This is a genomic window from Ensifer sp. GW823-FHT05D09 (genome assembly GCF_058795755.1).
The window spans coordinates 361,741-376,364 of sequence record NZ_JBXAIA010000003.1; the positions used below are offsets into that span (position 1 = coordinate 361,741).

The window sequence follows — 14,624 nt, forward strand, 5'->3', positions numbered from 1 at the left end:
TCCCGCCGCCTCAGGTTGGTGAGTGCCTAGTAGCCCCGCAGCGGTCCCACACCTCCTCGTTCCTGTGCTCGTCACAGGGATCCAGCCACGGCGCGTCCGCGCCGTGAATGACTGTTGCGGGACACGGGGCGAGCGAGTCGCTGGCGCCGCCGACGCGGCACCGCTGGATCCCTGTGACGAGCACAGGGATGAGGGTCGGCGCGCAGCAAAGGCCCTCACACCTTCACATGCCCGATGCCTTTTGCAGCAATCTCCTCGAAACTCTCCTCGTACCCCGCATCGGCATAGCGGATGACACCGAGCGACGTATCGTTGGTGAGCGCATGGTCGAGCCGCTCGTCGGCCTCGACTGTGCCGTCGGCAATCACCGTCACGCCGCAGCTGGTCATATACCCGGCATAGCCGCCACCGCCGGAATGCACGACAACGAGATCGGCCATCGACGAGCAGAGCAGCATGGCGTCGAGCAACGGCCAGTCAGCGATCGCGTCCGATCCGTCCTTCATCCGCTCGGTCATGATGTTGGGATGCGCCATGGCGCCGGCATCGAGATGGTCGCGCGAAAAGGCGACCGGGCCTTTCAGTTCGCCGGATGCCACCAGCACGTTGACGCGGCGGGCCAGCGCCGTGCGCTCGCCATGGCCGAGCCAGGCGATGCGGGCCGGCAGGCCCTCGAACGGGATATGCTGGCGCGCAAGCCTGATCCAGTTGGTGACGATCTTGTTGTTCGGGAACATGTCGAGGAGCAGGTCGTCGATGCGGGCGATGTCGCTCTCTTCGCCCGACAGCGCCATCCAGCGGAAGGGGCCGATTGCCCGGGCAAAGAGCGGGCGCAGATAGGCCTCGGTGAAGATCGGAATGTCGAAAGCGTTGGCGACGCCACCCTCGCGCGCCTGTGTGCGGATCAGGTTGCCGTTGTCGAAGACCTCGGCGCCTTGCCTCTGGAAGTCGAGCATCGCCTTGACGTGCTCGACGATCGAGGCCCGGCTTGCCGCCATCAACTGTCCCTGGCCGTCGTCGCGCAGCGATTTCACCTGGTCGACCGTCATGCCCTTCGGCACGTAGCCGTAGACGAGATCGTGCGCGGAAGTCTGGTCGGTCACCACATCGGGCACGATGCCGCGCCTTGCGATCTCCGGATAGATTTCCGCGGCATTGCCGACGAGGCCGACGGACAGCGCCCGCTTGTCCTTCACCGCCGCGTCGATCATCAACAGTGCCGTATCGAGATCCGGCGCGATCTCCTGGAGATAGCCGATCTCCCGGCGTTTCTTCGCCCGCTCCGCATCGATGTCGACGCAGAGGATCGCAGCCCCGGCCATGCGGCCGGCAAGCGGCTGCGCCCCGCCCATGCCGCCGAGGCCTGCCGTCAGCACGAAGCGGCCGGCAAGGTCGCCACCGAAGCGGCGCTCGGCGATGCGCATGAAGATCTCGTAGGTGCCCTGGATCACCCCCTGGCTGCCGATATACTGCCAGGCGCCGGCCGTCAGCCCGCCCCAGCAGATCAGACCCTTGCGCTGCAATTCATAGAACACCTCGGCCTTCGCCCACTGGCCGACGATGTTGCAGTTGGCCATGATGACGAGCGGCGCCTTGGCATGAGTCTTGAGCAATCCCACGGGCTTGCCCGACTGGATGATCAGCGTCTGGTCCTCATCCATCTCGGTGAGTGCCTTGACGATGGCGCGATGCGCCGGCCAGCTGCGCGCCGCCTTGCCGAGGGCGGCATAGACGATGAGGTTATCCGGATCCTCGCCGACGGAGAGCACGTTTTCGAGCAGCCGCAGCAACGCCTCCTGCCGCCAGCCCCTGGCGCGCAGCTCCGGTCCGCCGGGGATGGGAAAGTCAGGATGACGGGGGTTGGCCTTGGGCATCGTCTCGTTCCTCTTTGTTGTCTTGGGGATTGAGCGTTTGCCCCTCACCCTAGCCCTCTCCCCGCAAGCGGGGAGAGGGGATCGCGTTGTGCTCGCCGCACCTGCAGCATACAGATTGCAACGTTTCACGCCCGTATCGGACGAGTAACCGGCTCATTGCCTGCCGCGACCGATCTTATGGATCGCAGCGGTGTCCCCTCTCCCCGCCTGCGGGGAGAGGGCTAGGGTGAGGGGCCAATCGCCAACGCTCGTTGGCACAACAGACAACCGGCTTTCACTTCGGCGGCAACGTCTCCGCGAACGCTATCGCGCCATCGAGCAGCCGCTTGCGCAAAGCGTCGTCGCCATAGGCCTCCGCCCCGGCCCGCACCCAGCCATGCATCGCCCGCCCGTTCATCACCATCAGCTCGATATCGGGTTGCACCAGCGCCCAGCCGTCATTGCCCTTGCCGAGCCTGACCAGCATCGAGCCTTCGCGGGCACCGCAGAGCAGGTTGCCGTTCAGCAGAAACGCCCAGCCACCGAACATCGCCTTCTCCGAGAGCCCCGGTCGACCGGCGAGCTCGTCCTTGATCAGTTCCTCAAGTCCCGCATCCCGTGCCATGACGGCGCTCCCTTGATTACCGCCCAGCGAGCGCGTAGCGGGCAAGCTCGATGCCCATGGCTTTCTCCACCGAGGGATAAACCGTCGGATCGAGAACGCTCGAGGCAAGCGGAATGACGGTCTTCGGCACATGCAGCACGAAGATTTCCATGCCGACCTGCAACTGACCGACACTCAAGGGCTCGCCCTCCGGCGACAGCGTGGTGATGACGTCAGGGAAGGTGGCGAGCCGCGTGCCTTCCGCAGAGTCAACCGCCATGTATTCGTTCATCACGTGCAATACGGTTGAGTCAGAGCCCTTCCCCAGCGTCACCGTGCCGATGTCGAAGGCTTCCCTCGTGTAAACCACGGATTTTTCGGTGATCACACCTTCGGCAAGCAGCGCGCCATTGGTCGTCTTGACGATCGCATCGATTATGGCGCTACCACCCTTTGCCTCGGCCGCGATGATCGCCTCGCCGAGCGACAGGGCCAACGAGATACCGCCGAGCGCCGCATTGTCCCTGACATAGGAGGCGCGCACCGGATTGCGGCAGGAAGCGATGAACCCGCCGGACATGTCCGACGCCGTGCGCAGGATCGGCGACACCCTGGCCGTTGCGCCGCGCACCACCAGCTCGATATAGCGGTTCTCGTCGCGATTTCCGCCAACCGCCGTCTGGATCATCGGCTCGGGCGAGCCGGCAAGGCCGATCGAGCCCATGTCGCCGGTCGGATGCGCGCGGATGTCGCCGACCGCGTCGACCACCTTGGTGCCGAGAATTGCGGATGGCAGCCAGCCGTTCAGCGTCGAGGACTTGCCGTTCTGGCCGATGATCAGGCCGGTGAGCTTTTCGCCCAGCGCCTCCTGCAGCATTTGCACCGCCTTCACATAGTCCACGCCGCGCATTTCCCAGGGCGTGGTCGATGCCGGTGCGCCGATGGCCGCCGCCGTCGCCACCCAGTCGTTCGCATCCAGTTCGTCGATCGACACCAACTCCGGCTTGCCGATCGAGACCGCGGCATAGCCGAGCATGCGGCCATGATCGGCCCAGCCGCCACCGCCGGCAGCATAGACGGAGCCGCCCTTGACCGCTGCCTCCACATCCTTTTCCTTGAGTATCCGGCCCATCTCAAACCTTCTCCTGCAATCTCTTGTCGAGCGTCTTCACCGTTTCCAAAAGAACGGCGGCGCCGAGCGCGATGTCATCGTTCTCGGCCCACTCCTCGGGGGCATGCGAGCGCCCGCCGAGGCACGGGATGAAGATCATCGCCGAGCGGGTTATACGGCCCATCCAGGCGGTGTCGTGTCCGGCGCCCGATGCCATGCGCCGGTGCCGGGCACCGATCCCGTCGCAGCTTTCTTCCAGCGTCGACAGCAACAGCGCATCGCCGGGCGTCGGGTGATTGTCGGAAATCACATTGGCAGGCGCGATCGTCACGCCGGCATCGCCGGCGACATCGAGGCAAAGCGGCCCGAGCTCCGCGAGGAACCGTTCCATCTGCGGCCGCAACTCGGCGCGGGCGTCGATCAGCAACCGCACCTTCGACGGCACCACATTGGCTGCGTTCGGCTCGATCGAGAACTCGCCGACCGTAGCGGTGAAATGCCCCTCGCCCTTGGAAAACTCTGTCGCCAGCGCCTCGATCGCGAGCACCAGCCGCGAGGCCGCAACCAGCGCGTCACGCCGGTGGCCCATCGGCGTCGTGCCGGCATGGTCTGCCTGGCCCTCGACGATGATCTCGATACGGGTGATGCCCGAGATGGCCGTGACGACGCCGATATCGAGCCGCCCTTTCTCCAGTACCGGCCCCTGTTCGATATGCAGCTCCAGAAACGCCTTGATGTCGGAGCGCTTCAGCGCTGACAGCCGCGATGGATCACCGCCGACTTCGACGATGCCCTGCCGCAGGCTGAGATCCCCCTGCATCCGGCTCAGCCAACCATCCGGCAGGATGCCGGCCATGCCGCGGCTGCCGACGCAGGAGACGCCGAAGATCGACACTTCCTCCGCCAGGAAGTCGACGATCTCAAGATCGTGGTCGAGTTCGATGCCGGCGTCTGTCAATGCGCGCGCCACTTCAAGCGCGGCGGCGACGCCGGCAATGCCGTCGAAACGGCCGCCTTCCGGCACCGTGTCGGAGTGCGACCCCAGCATCAGCGTGCCGAGCGCCGACTTTCGCCCCTTGCGCCGACCAATAAGATTGCCGGCCGCATCGATGCGCGTCTCCAGTCCCGCCGCCCGGAAGCGCCGATCGAGAAAGGCGCGGCCCTCGAGGAACAGCGGCGTGAAGGCGCGGCGGGTATAGGGCCGGTCCGGTTCGGTGATACCCGCAAGCCCGTTGACGATACCGGCGATCCGGCTCGCATCCACCGGCAGGTTGGTCTTGACGCTAGTGCTCATCGGGCCTCCTGCAGGGCAAGGGTCTGAAGTGGGCGAACGAAGAAGCCGGTGCCGGGCTTGGCAACGACGGTGCGCCCATCGAAGGCAAGCGCCCCGCGCAGATAGGTGGCAGACACCCGCCAGGGCAGCTGGATGCCGTTATAGGGCGACCAGCCGACGACATTGTTGCCGCTTGTCGCCGCGTCGTACGTGTAGGGCTCCGGCGTCATGACGATGATGTCGGCATCCTTGCCGGCTTCGAGCGCGCCCTTGCGGTGGTCGAGCCGGAAGTGCCGCGCCGGGTTCAGCGTCATCAACTCGGCTGCCCGCGTCAGCGGGATGCCGCGCTCCAGCGCGCCCTTGATAAACAGCGGAACCATCACTTCGAGACCGGGCACACCAGAGGCATTGGAGAGCATATCCGGGTTGGTCTTGCGATCCTCCGACCAGCTGACATGGTCTGTCGAGACCATCGTCACCGTGCCGTCGGCCACGTGTCGCCAGAGCTTTTCCACCTCCGCACGCGGCCGTATCGGCGGATTGATCTTGGCCTTGCCGCCGAGGCGACGAACGTCGTTCTCCTCGTCGAGCGTCAGGTAGTGGATGCAGCACTCGATCGTCGCCGCATGGCCCTGGGCGCGGTAGGCGGCGGCAATCTCGTAGCCGCGGCCGAGCGAGCAGTGCACCACATGCGCCGGGCATCCGGTCGCAGCCCCGGTCTCGTAGATCTGGTTGGTGGCAAGCAGCTCCGTCAGCGGCGGGCGCGACAGGCCGTGAGCGCGATAGTCGGCAATGCCAGCGGCCCTCACGCGCTCGATCGCAGCGCGCACCGCCTCGTCATCCTCATTGTGCACGCCTGCGGAAAGTCCCGTCGGCGCGATGGCGCGAAAGCAATTCTCGAGCAGGGCTGCCGGAATGCGCGGAAAGCGCTTGGGATCGGTGCCGAAGGTGGAGAACTTGAAGGCGGCGACACCGGCCTCGACCATTTCGAGGATGCGGGCCGGTCCCTCCTCGGGATCGACGGTGCCGTAGAGTGCGAAGTCGACGCGCGCCTGCGGGCTCGCATGCTCCACCTTGTAGGCAACCGCCTCGGCCGAGCAGACGAGATTGCCCTCGTCATAGGGCATGTCGACAATCGTCGTCACGCCCCCGGCAGCAGCCGACCGTGTCGACCAGACGAAATCCTCCTGGTTCTTCTGTGACAACGAATGCGTCTGCGCATCGACGGCGCCGGGCAGGATCATCGCCGTCCCGAGATCGTGGCGCTCGCGGGCCGCGGGTGCCACCCCCTGCCCGACATGCACGACCTTGCCGTCGCGCACCGCCACATGTCCGCCCTCGACGATCCGGTGAGGAAGGACCACGGTGCCTTTCAGGACAAGATCGAAATCGGACATCGTGCTCTTCCCTCGGATCAGGCTGGTTGGATCAGTGCTCGGTCACTTGCTCAGCGCAAAGAAGTCGTCGAACTCCGGCATCGGCGCCATGGCAACGAAGGTGCGCAAGAGGTCATGGCAGGTGAAGGCCTGCTGTAGCGCCTCGATCTCCTTCGAAAGCGGCCTGTCCTTGATGTACATCGGGCTGATCGACCGGGTGCGCTCATGCGCAAGCTTGACGATCCCCTGCGGCGCGTCGCCGACGAGGTCGATTGCCTGCGACGACAGGATCGCCTCGATCGCCGCCAGTTGCCTGAGATCGCGCACCTGGGTTTCCATGCGTTCGACGATCAGAGGCAGGAACGTCGCCTCTTCTTCCAGCCCGCCGGCAACGACGATCGACTGGGCAGAGAGCGGTACCGCCATCGACTGCACGCGCATGTAGAGTTCGACGGCAAGCTTCATCAGCGGGCCGAGACCAGTCGCGACTTCCCCCGGTGCTACCAGATTGACCGACAGGTTGCGGCGCCCGCCGTTCGACAGGAGGATGCAGCGATTGAGCACGTTGCGCGCCACATGCGAAAAGGCGATCTGCGCGGTCTCGACATAGAGCGTCGTCGTCAGGGGCAGCGACGCGCCCGAGGCATGCACCTGACCGCCGAGCACCACCGGATTGTCGTCGGAGAGATAGGTCGCCTCGACCAGCCGACCGGCGGCGACCAGCAGTGTATCGACGACGGCGCCGAACACCTGGGCGGTCATGCGCAGGCTCAAGGGATCGTGGATGGCCGTCGGCAGCGGCCAGTCGGCAACGCCGGACTGGCCATAGAGCCAGGAGCCGACCAGCGCCTCGCCGCGCGTCGACAGCGTCGCTGCCACCCGCCACGGATCGGCCGAGGCACCGAGTGCCTGGGAAGACATGACGCCGGTGACGAGCAACACGCGAATGGCCGCTGCCGCCTCGCGCAGCACGTCGGCTGCTGCCGAATAGGCGATTGCGTTGACGCTGAGGGCGGCCAGCGCATCGCGCGGCCGCATCACCAGGGGTTCAAGCCCGGCATCGGCAAGGGCTGTTTCGGCCGGCACCAGCCGGCCACGATGATAGGCTTCGCCGACCCCGGTCAACACGGCGGCAATCTGCCCCATCAGGCCGATATCGGCGCAGCCCATCGAGCCGTGGCGACGCACCGCCGGAATGATGTCGTGTTCGATGAGGGCGAGGAAAGCGGTGATCAGGTCGGGGCTGCAGCCGGTATGCCCGCGCATCGCGGTGTTGCAGCGGATGGCGATCGCCTTGCGCACGATCGGCACCGTGAAGAACTCGCCGGTGCCGAAATGGTGGGCGCGCACCAGCGAAGTGTTGAACTCGGCCAGATCGTCCGCCGTCCACAGCCGGTCCTTCATCGAGCCGACGCCGGTGTTGGAGCCGTAAACCGGCAGGCCGAGCGCGACGCGATCGGCAATCACCTTATGTGCAGCCGCGACCCGCTCCATGCCGCCCTCGTCCGCAACAGGCCGCGCCGCCCCGGAGCCGATTTCCTCGAGCGTCGCGAAGTCGAGCGGTTTCCCGCAGAGAACGATGGACTTGACCTGTTGCAGCATGCCTAGAGAACCTTACCACGCGAGCCGCCCCGACGTCGAAACGATGCGTGGATGCAAAGACTTGATCCTATCCCGCCCCGTTGGACGAGGGATTGCCTGCAGGCATGCTATGCGTTTTGTTCGCTCTCGTGATATATCCCAAATCCGGAACGGATGATGCCTAAAGCCGAACGAGGTTCGGGTGGCGCTACCGGCGGAGAACCCTTTGCGATGGATATTGCCACGATCCTGCTCGTCGAGGCCGTGATGAACGAAGGCGGCATCCGGCGCGCTGCCGCCTCGACCAACCGTGCACCCTCGAGTGTCAGCGCCGCCGTTCGCCGCTTCGAGCAGGCCGTTTCGATCCCGCTCTTTCGTCGCGATGGCAACCTCCTGGCGCTCACCCTCGAGGCCCGCTCGCGCCAAGCCGATGTGGCGGCGGCGAGCACCACCATCCGGGCACTGCTCGCCACCGCCAACACCGAACCGACAGCGGCAATCCCGCCTGTCGGCCTCGTCGCGCTCGATCGGTTCATGCGCATCGCTCGCGCCGGCAGCATCCGCGCTGCCGCCCGCGTCCTCGGCCTAGGCCAGCCACAACTGACGCGACAAATCGCCGATCTCGAACACCATTTGCAATGCCGGCTGTTCGAACGCTCCCATGGCGGCATCGCCTGCACGAAGACCGCTCTCGACCTCATTCCCGACGTCGAACGCCTGCTCGACATCTGGGCGCGGTTGACGCGCGCGTCTGCCGACCGCTTCCGGCGCGACGTCACCACCTGGCGCCTCGGCGCCGTCATGCCGCTCGGGCCGGAAAGCGAGATCGCCCGCATGCTGGCGGCATTGACGGCCACCTGGCACCGCTCCCGCCCGCGCCAGTCGCTGTTCATTTCCAGCACCACCGCCGATGAGCTTCTGGCCGGCCTCAAGAGCCGGCGCTTCGACGCAGCCCTGCTCGACATCGCCGGCATCCCCCCCGATTTCGACGGCCGGCTCGTCACAGAGACACCGCTGGTGCTTGCCGGCCCGGCGCCGGCCTTGTCCGATATGGGTGGCGATTTCCCGCGGCTGCTCGCCACCTGCCCGATCGCCGTGCCGAGCGCCCGCAGCGGTCTGCGCCGCGAGGTCACGCGCTTTCTCGAAGACAGGCTGAGCGATGCGGAGCGGCGCCGGGTGACGTTGGTCGAGGTCGATTCCATTCCCGTCATCATCAACCTAGTCACGCATCACGGCTATCTCTCGGTGCTGCCGGAAACCTCCCTGTCGCGTATCCACCGTCCACCCGCGATGATCAGGCTCGGGCCCCAATACCGCCAGTCGCTGACGCTGATCTGGCCGCGTGGCGCCTTTTCCAGTGAGGTCGGCGAGCTGATGATTTCGATGATGCGAACAAGCGCGCAGACGTGACGGCGTGCGCTGTCACGCAGGGTTCAGCACAAAATTTCGCGAACTCGGGTTCTCCATCCCTCATTCCTGTGACGAGCACAGGAATGAGGGATGGAGAACCCATCGTCGACGAAGGCAGGCCCAATGACTGAAGCAACGGCTTTGGAATCAATTCCTGATCATCCGCGGCCAACCACCTGAAACGACTCCCGAATTCGTACCCTGAATCAGTACTTGAAGTGCGCTTTCAGCCCTTCAGCTTCAGTCGCCTGCGCGTCTCGCTCGGGCTTTCGCGATAATGGGCACGATAGCTGCGCGAGAAGGACGACGACGAGTTGAAGCCGGAGATCGCGGCGATATCGGCAAATTCCATGCGCGTCTCGATCACCTTGCGACGTGCAGCGTTGAGCCGCAGCGCCAGGTAATGCTCGTGCGGCCCCACCCCCATTGTGTCGCGAAACAGGTCCTGCAGGTGACGGACGCTGACGCCGATGCGGCGGGCGAGACGCGCGAGTGTCAGCGGCGCTTCCACTGTTTCTTCCATAAGCTTGACGGCAGTGCCGACGCGGGGGTCGAGAATGCGCATGTTGCCGATTGCCGGCATCTGCAGGAGGTCGCCGCGCGTGCGCTCCTGCTCGTAGATGAACAGTCGCGACACTTCGAGCGCCAGCGAGTAGCCGTGCGCCCGGCGGATCAGCTCCAGCATCAGGTCGAGCGTCGGCAGCGATCCTCCCGTCGTGATGCGCTTGCCGTCGATGACGAAGCGTTCGGGCACCATCGTCACCTGCGGATAGCTGGCGGTAAAATCCTCGAAGTCTTCCCAGTGGGTGGTGGCCTTCGAACTGTCGAGCAAGCTGGTTTCTGCCAGCAGCCACGAGCCGGACTCGATGCCCGCCATCATCTCACGGTGCCGGGCCGTTTGCGACAGCATCATCTTCAGCTGCGAGGTGGCGCTCCTCTGCCAGTTGTAGCTTGAGAGAATGAACAGTGGCGCCGTCTCGCGCTGCGGCCGGAAGGCGCCGGAGACGGGAATAGGAATGCCGCTTTTTGTCTCGATCGGCTCGCCGTCAGGGCTGTAGATCGTCCAGTCATAGAGCGGCCGCCCTGCGATGCGGTTGGCGGCGCGCATCGGCTCGATAACCGAGGCAACCAGGATCAGATTGGTCTCCGGCAGCACCAGGATATCGACGTGCTGCACCTGCGAAACGTTCTGATCCATGCCCAAACTTCTCCAGCCTACCGCCGATAATGTATAGGATGGAACCGATAATGAAAAGCAGCGCGGTCTTTCTTGGCTCGTAATGAGGGCAATAAAAGGGAGACAGCAATGCCGCTCAGCATGAACCGCGAGGTATTCATCACCTGTGCCGTCACCGGCTCGGGAGACACCGTTTCAAAGTCCAGCCACGTTCCGATCACGCCGAAACAGATCGCCGAAGCGGCAGTCGAGGCGGCCAAGGCCGGCGCCGCCGTGATCCACTGCCACGTTCGCGATCCGGAGACCGGCGCACCCTCCCGCAGGCTCGATCTCTACAGGGAAGTGACCGACCGCATTCGCTCCGCCGATATCGACATCGTGCTGAACCTGACGGCCGGCATGGGCGGAGACCTGGTGTTCGGCAATGTCGAGAGCCCCTTGCCCGTCAACGAGAAATTCACAGACATGGCCGGCGCCACCGAGCGCGTCGCCCATGTGGCCGAATGTCTGCCGGAGATCTGCACGCTCGATTGCGGCACCATGAACTTCTCGCTCGGCGACTATGTCATGACCAACACGCCGTCGATGCTGCGCGAAATGGCCCGCCAGATGACGGCGCTCGGCGTTCGCCCCGAGATCGAGGCCTTCGATACGGGCCATCTCTGGTTCGCCAAGCAGCTCGCCGAGGAAGGCCTGATCGAGGATCCGGTGCTGATCCAGCTCTGCATGGGCATTCCGTGGGGTGCGCCCGACGATCTCAACACCTACATGGCCATGGTCAACAACGTGCCTTCCAACTGGACCTTCTCGGCCTTCTCCATCGGTCGCAACGCGGTTGCCTATCCGGCAGCAGCCGTCCTTGCCGGCGGCAACGTTCGCGTCGGCCTGGAAGACAACCTCTATATCGGCAAGGGCCAGCTCGCGACCAACGGCCAGCTCGTCGAAAAGGCTGTCGGCGTCATCGAGGGCATGGGCGCCAGGATCATCGGGCCGGATGAAGTCCGCAAGAAACTGAAGCTGACGAAGCGCTGAGCCAATCGAGCGAGGCCCCCTCATCCGCCTGCCGGCACCTTCTCCCCGCAGGACGGGGAGAAGCCAGAACGCCGAAGGCGCACAGTCCCCTCTCCACGGGAGCGGGGACAGGGTCAGGTCAAGAGCAGTTTGCCATTTTACAAGTCGAGGTGAGGAATGACTGAAATCAAGAATGCAGCCTGCGTTGGTGGCGGTGTTATCGGCGGCGCCTGGGTGGCGCGCTTCGCCCTTGCCGGCATCGACGTGAAGATCTTCGATCCGCATCCGGAAGCCGAGCGCATCATCGGCGAAGTCATGGCCAATGCCGAGCGCGCCTATGCCATGCTGACCATGGCGCCGCTGCCGCCGAAGGGAAAACTCACCTTCTGCAAAAGCATCGAAGAAACCGTCAAGGACGCTGATTGGATTCAGGAAAGCGTGCCCGAGCGACTGGAGCTGAAGCGCGGCGTCATCACGCAGATCGACGCGGCGGCACGGCCCGACGCGCTGATCGGCTCGTCGACCTCGGGCCTGCTGCCGTCTGATCTGCAAGCCGAGATGAAACATCCCGAGCGCATGTTCGTGGCGCATCCCTATAACCCCGTCTACCTGCTGCCGTTGGTCGAACTCGTCGGCGGCAAGAAGACCTCGAAGGCGACGATCGAGCGCGCCATGCAGGGCGTCGAGCAGATCGGCATGAAGGGCGTCGTCATCGCCAAGGAGATCGAGGCCTTCGTCGGTGACCGCCTGCTGGAAGCGCTGTGGCGCGAGGCGCTGTGGCTGATCCAGGACGATATCTGCGATACCGAGACGCTCGACAACGTCATGCGCTATTCCTTCGGCATGCGCTGGGCGCAGATGGGCCTGTTCGAGACCTACCGCATCGCCGGCGGCGAAGCCGGCATGCGCCACTTCCTCGCCCAGTTCGGCCCCTGCCTCAAATGGCCCTGGACCAAGTTCACCGACGTCGTCGACCTCGACGATGCGCTGGTGGAAAAGATCGGCGCCCAGTCGGACGCGCAGGCCGCCGGCCGCTCGATCCGCGAACTCGAACGCATCCGCGACGAAAACCTCGTCGGCATCATGCATGCGCTGAAATCGGGCAATGGCGGGGAAGGCTGGGGGGCCGGCAAACTGCTTGCCGATTTCGAGGCGAAGCTCTGGGCCAACGCCAAGAAACCTGATGCCGATCTCGGCGACGTCAAGCCGCTGCACATTCTCGACACCAAGGTCAGCGCTGCCTGGGTCGACTACAACGGCCACATGACCGAACACCGCTATCTCCAGGTCTTCGGCGACACCTCTGATGGCCTCTTGCGCCTGATCGGCGTCGACCTCGAATACGTCCGCGACGGCCACAGCTACTATACGGTCGAGACCCATATCCGTAATCTCGGCGAGGCCAAGCTTGGGGACGCGCTCTACTCGACCTGCCAGCTCCTGTCCTCGGACGAAAAGCGCCTGCATCTGTTCTCGACGATCTACAATGCCGAAACGAAGGAAGCGGTCGCGACCGCCGAGCAGATGATGCTGCATGTCGACAGCAAGGCCGGCAAGTCGGTCGCAGCGCCTGCCAAGGTCCTCGACAAGCTGAAGGCGATCACCGAGGCGCATGCCGGCTTGCCGACACCCGAAGGCGCCGGACGGTTTGTCGGGCAGAAGCGCTGAGATTGGGCCTCCACCTTCGGAGGGATCGCGGGTAACGTAGGGTCAAGCCCCTCATCCCGCTGCCGCGACCTTCTCCCCGTAGACGGGGAGAAGGGATCTGCCGCAACCGCTGGCTCCTTCAAAGGTCGCAGCGGTTCTGGTGGCCGCAGCGATGAGCTGCGCGAGAGGCGTCCCCTCTCCCCGCCTGCGGGGAGAGGGTTAGGGTGAGGGGCAGGATAAGCACGCCTGCGGTCGATGGGGAGATTGACCGCAGAACGCGCCAAACGAATTGCGAGGGAGAACACATGAATTTCGCACTGACCGAAGAACAGCAGATGATCGTCGACACGGTCAGGAGCTTTGTCGAAACCGAAATCTATCCACATGAAGACGAAGTAGAGCGCACCGGCATCGTGCCGCGCGAACTCGGCCAGGACATTGCCCGCAAGTGCAAGGAACTCGGCTTCTTCGGCTGCAATTTCCCCGAAGAGGTCGGCGGCGCCGGCCTTGATCACACGTCTTTCACGCTGGTCGAGCGCGAACTCGGCCGCGGCTCCATGGGCCTCACCGTCTTTTTCGGCCGCCCCTCGGGCATCCTGATGGCCTGCAACGATGAGCAGCGCGAAAGATATCTGCTGCCGGCCGTCAAGGGCGACAAGTTCGACGCGCTCGCCATGACCGAGCCGGATGCCGGCTCGGACGTGCGCGGCATGAAGTGTTTTGCCCGCCAGGACGGCGACGACTGGATCGTCAACGGCACCAAGCATTTCATCAGTCATGCCGACATCGCCGACTTCGTCATTGTCTTCATCGCCACCGGCGAGGAAGACACGCCGCGCGGCCCGAAGAAGAAGATCACCTGTTTCCTCGTTGATCGCGGCACGCCGGGCTTCGAGATCCGCAAGGGCTACAACTCCGTCTCGCACCGCGGCTACAACAATTGCGTCCTGACCTTTGACGACTGCCGCCTGCCCTCCGCCCAGATCCTCGGCGAGGTGCACAAGGGCTTCGACGTCGCCAACGACTGGCTGTTCGCAACCCGGCTGACGGTGGCGGCAACGTCGGTCGGCCGCGCCCGTCGCGCCTTCGACTATGCGCTCAACTATGCCGCCGAGCGCAAGCAGTTCGGCAAGCCGATCGGCGCCAACCAGGGCGTCTCCTTCAAGCTCGCCGACATGATCACCGAGATCGACGCCGCCGATCTCCTGACGCTGTCGGCCGCCTGGCGCCTCGACCAGGGCCTGCCGTCCAACCGCGAGATCGCGTCTGCCAAGGTCTACGCCACCGAAATGCTCGCCCGCGTCACCGACGAGGCGATCCAGATCTTCGGCGGCATGGGGCTGATGGACGACCTGCCGCTCGCCCGTTTCTGGCGCGACGCCCGCGTCGAGCGCATCTGGGACGGCACCTCCGAAATCCAGCGCCACATCATCAGCCGCGATCTGCTCAGGCCGCTGGGAGCGTGATCGGATGATCGAGCAGGCGTCCTCTCCCTTCCTCATTCCTGTGCTCGTCACAGGAATCCAGCAGCGGCACGTCCGTGCCGCGCAAGACCAGAACCGGACCGGCGTTGGCGCCGTG

At 64.8% G+C, this 14,624-nt stretch carries 11 protein-coding genes; 4 read left to right on the forward strand and 7 right to left on the reverse strand.

Annotated features, from left to right (window positions below; all coding sequences use genetic code 11):
* Positions 1-215 precede the first annotated feature (215 nt).
* The 6 genes from ertB to AC1Q80_RS12085 all read right to left on the reverse strand — a co-directional run bounded on the left by ertB (position 216) and on the right by AC1Q80_RS12085 (position 7,819).
* On the reverse strand, positions 216-1,874 hold the full coding sequence (gene ertB / locus AC1Q80_RS12060; protein WP_492360570.1) for a thiourocanate hydratase: 1,659 nt from the start codon (positions 1,872-1,874) through the stop codon (positions 216-218).
* 274 nt (positions 1,875-2,148) lie between these two features.
* Complete coding sequence (locus tag AC1Q80_RS12065; protein WP_492360571.1) at positions 2,149-2,478, reverse strand: TfoX/Sxy family protein; 330 nt, start codon at positions 2,476-2,478, stop codon at positions 2,149-2,151.
* A gap of 16 nt (positions 2,479-2,494) precedes the next feature.
* Positions 2,495-3,589: a thiohydantoin desulfurase gene (gene ertC / locus AC1Q80_RS12070; protein ID WP_492360572.1), complete on the reverse strand. Its 1,095-nt coding sequence runs from the start codon at positions 3,587-3,589 to the stop codon at positions 2,495-2,497.
* A gap of 1 nt (position 3,590) precedes the next feature.
* Positions 3,591-4,862, reverse strand: coding sequence for a Zn-dependent hydrolase (locus tag AC1Q80_RS12075; RefSeq protein ID WP_173420676.1), 1,272 nt, complete (start codon positions 4,860-4,862; stop codon positions 3,591-3,593).
* Complete coding sequence (gene ertD, locus AC1Q80_RS12080) at positions 4,859-6,238, reverse strand: hydantoin-5-propionate amidohydrolase (protein WP_492360573.1); 1,380 nt, start codon at positions 6,236-6,238, stop codon at positions 4,859-4,861. Before ertD ends, AC1Q80_RS12075 begins: the two co-directional genes overlap by 4 nt.
* Before the next feature lie 42 nt (positions 6,239-6,280).
* A complete protein-coding gene (locus tag AC1Q80_RS12085; RefSeq protein WP_173420678.1) occupies positions 6,281-7,819 on the reverse strand; it encodes an aromatic amino acid lyase in 1,539 nt (512 codons plus the stop codon).
* A 210-nt stretch (positions 7,820-8,029) separates the two neighbouring features.
* Between AC1Q80_RS12085 and AC1Q80_RS12090 the strand changes: the two genes are divergently transcribed.
* Entirely contained in the window at positions 8,030-9,208 is a 1,179-nt protein-coding gene (locus AC1Q80_RS12090) for a LysR family transcriptional regulator (RefSeq protein ID WP_492360574.1), read from the forward strand.
* Between the two features lie 226 nt (positions 9,209-9,434).
* On the opposite strand, the gene AC1Q80_RS12095 is transcribed toward AC1Q80_RS12090, so the two are convergent.
* Positions 9,435-10,406 (reverse strand): GlxA family transcriptional regulator, encoded by a 972-nt coding sequence (locus AC1Q80_RS12095; protein ID WP_173420680.1) that lies wholly within the window; start codon positions 10,404-10,406, stop codon positions 9,435-9,437.
* A gap of 108 nt (positions 10,407-10,514) precedes the next feature.
* Between AC1Q80_RS12095 and bcoG the strand changes: the two genes are divergently transcribed.
* The 3 genes from bcoG (at position 10,515) to AC1Q80_RS12110 (ending at position 14,509) form a co-directional block, all read left to right on the forward strand.
* Positions 10,515-11,417: a 3-dehydrocarnitine:acetyl-CoA trimethylamine transferase BcoG gene (bcoG, locus tag AC1Q80_RS12100; RefSeq protein WP_492360575.1), complete on the forward strand. Its 903-nt coding sequence runs from the start codon at positions 10,515-10,517 to the stop codon at positions 11,415-11,417.
* A 156-nt stretch (positions 11,418-11,573) separates the two neighbouring features.
* Positions 11,574-13,064, forward strand: coding sequence for a carnitine 3-dehydrogenase (locus tag AC1Q80_RS12105; protein WP_492360576.1), 1,491 nt, complete (start codon positions 11,574-11,576; stop codon positions 13,062-13,064).
* Between the two features lie 284 nt (positions 13,065-13,348).
* Positions 13,349-14,509, forward strand: a complete 1,161-nt coding sequence (locus AC1Q80_RS12110; RefSeq protein ID WP_173420683.1) for an acyl-CoA dehydrogenase family protein — start codon at positions 13,349-13,351, stop codon at positions 14,507-14,509.
* Positions 14,510-14,624: the final 115 nt, after the last annotated feature.

Excerpts from the sequence above, each read along its gene's own strand:
- AC1Q80_RS12090 (WP_492360574.1), top strand. The coding sequence starts at position 8,030 with ATGGATATTGCCACGATCCTGCTCGTCGAGGCCGTGATGAACGAAGGC.
- AC1Q80_RS12085 (WP_173420678.1), bottom strand. The coding sequence starts at position 7,819 with ATGCTGCAACAGGTCAAGTCCATCGTTCTCTGCGGGAAACCGCTCGAC.
- AC1Q80_RS12105 (WP_492360576.1), top strand. The coding sequence starts at position 11,574 with ATGACTGAAATCAAGAATGCAGCCTGCGTTGGTGGCGGTGTTATCGGC.
- ertC (WP_492360572.1), bottom strand. The coding sequence starts at position 3,589 with ATGGGCCGGATACTCAAGGAAAAGGATGTGGAGGCAGCGGTCAAGGGC.
- ertB (WP_492360570.1), bottom strand. The coding sequence starts at position 1,874 with ATGCCCAAGGCCAACCCCCGTCATCCTGACTTTCCCATCCCCGGCGGA.
- AC1Q80_RS12065 (WP_492360571.1), bottom strand. The coding sequence starts at position 2,478 with ATGGCACGGGATGCGGGACTTGAGGAACTGATCAAGGACGAGCTCGCC.
- AC1Q80_RS12110 (WP_173420683.1), top strand. The coding sequence starts at position 13,349 with ATGAATTTCGCACTGACCGAAGAACAGCAGATGATCGTCGACACGGTC.
- AC1Q80_RS12095 (WP_173420680.1), bottom strand. The coding sequence starts at position 10,406 with ATGGATCAGAACGTTTCGCAGGTGCAGCACGTCGATATCCTGGTGCTG.
- ertD (WP_492360573.1), bottom strand. The coding sequence starts at position 6,238 with ATGTCCGATTTCGATCTTGTCCTGAAAGGCACCGTGGTCCTTCCTCAC.
- bcoG (WP_492360575.1), top strand. The coding sequence starts at position 10,515 with ATGCCGCTCAGCATGAACCGCGAGGTATTCATCACCTGTGCCGTCACC.
- AC1Q80_RS12075 (WP_173420676.1), bottom strand. The coding sequence starts at position 4,862 with ATGAGCACTAGCGTCAAGACCAACCTGCCGGTGGATGCGAGCCGGATC.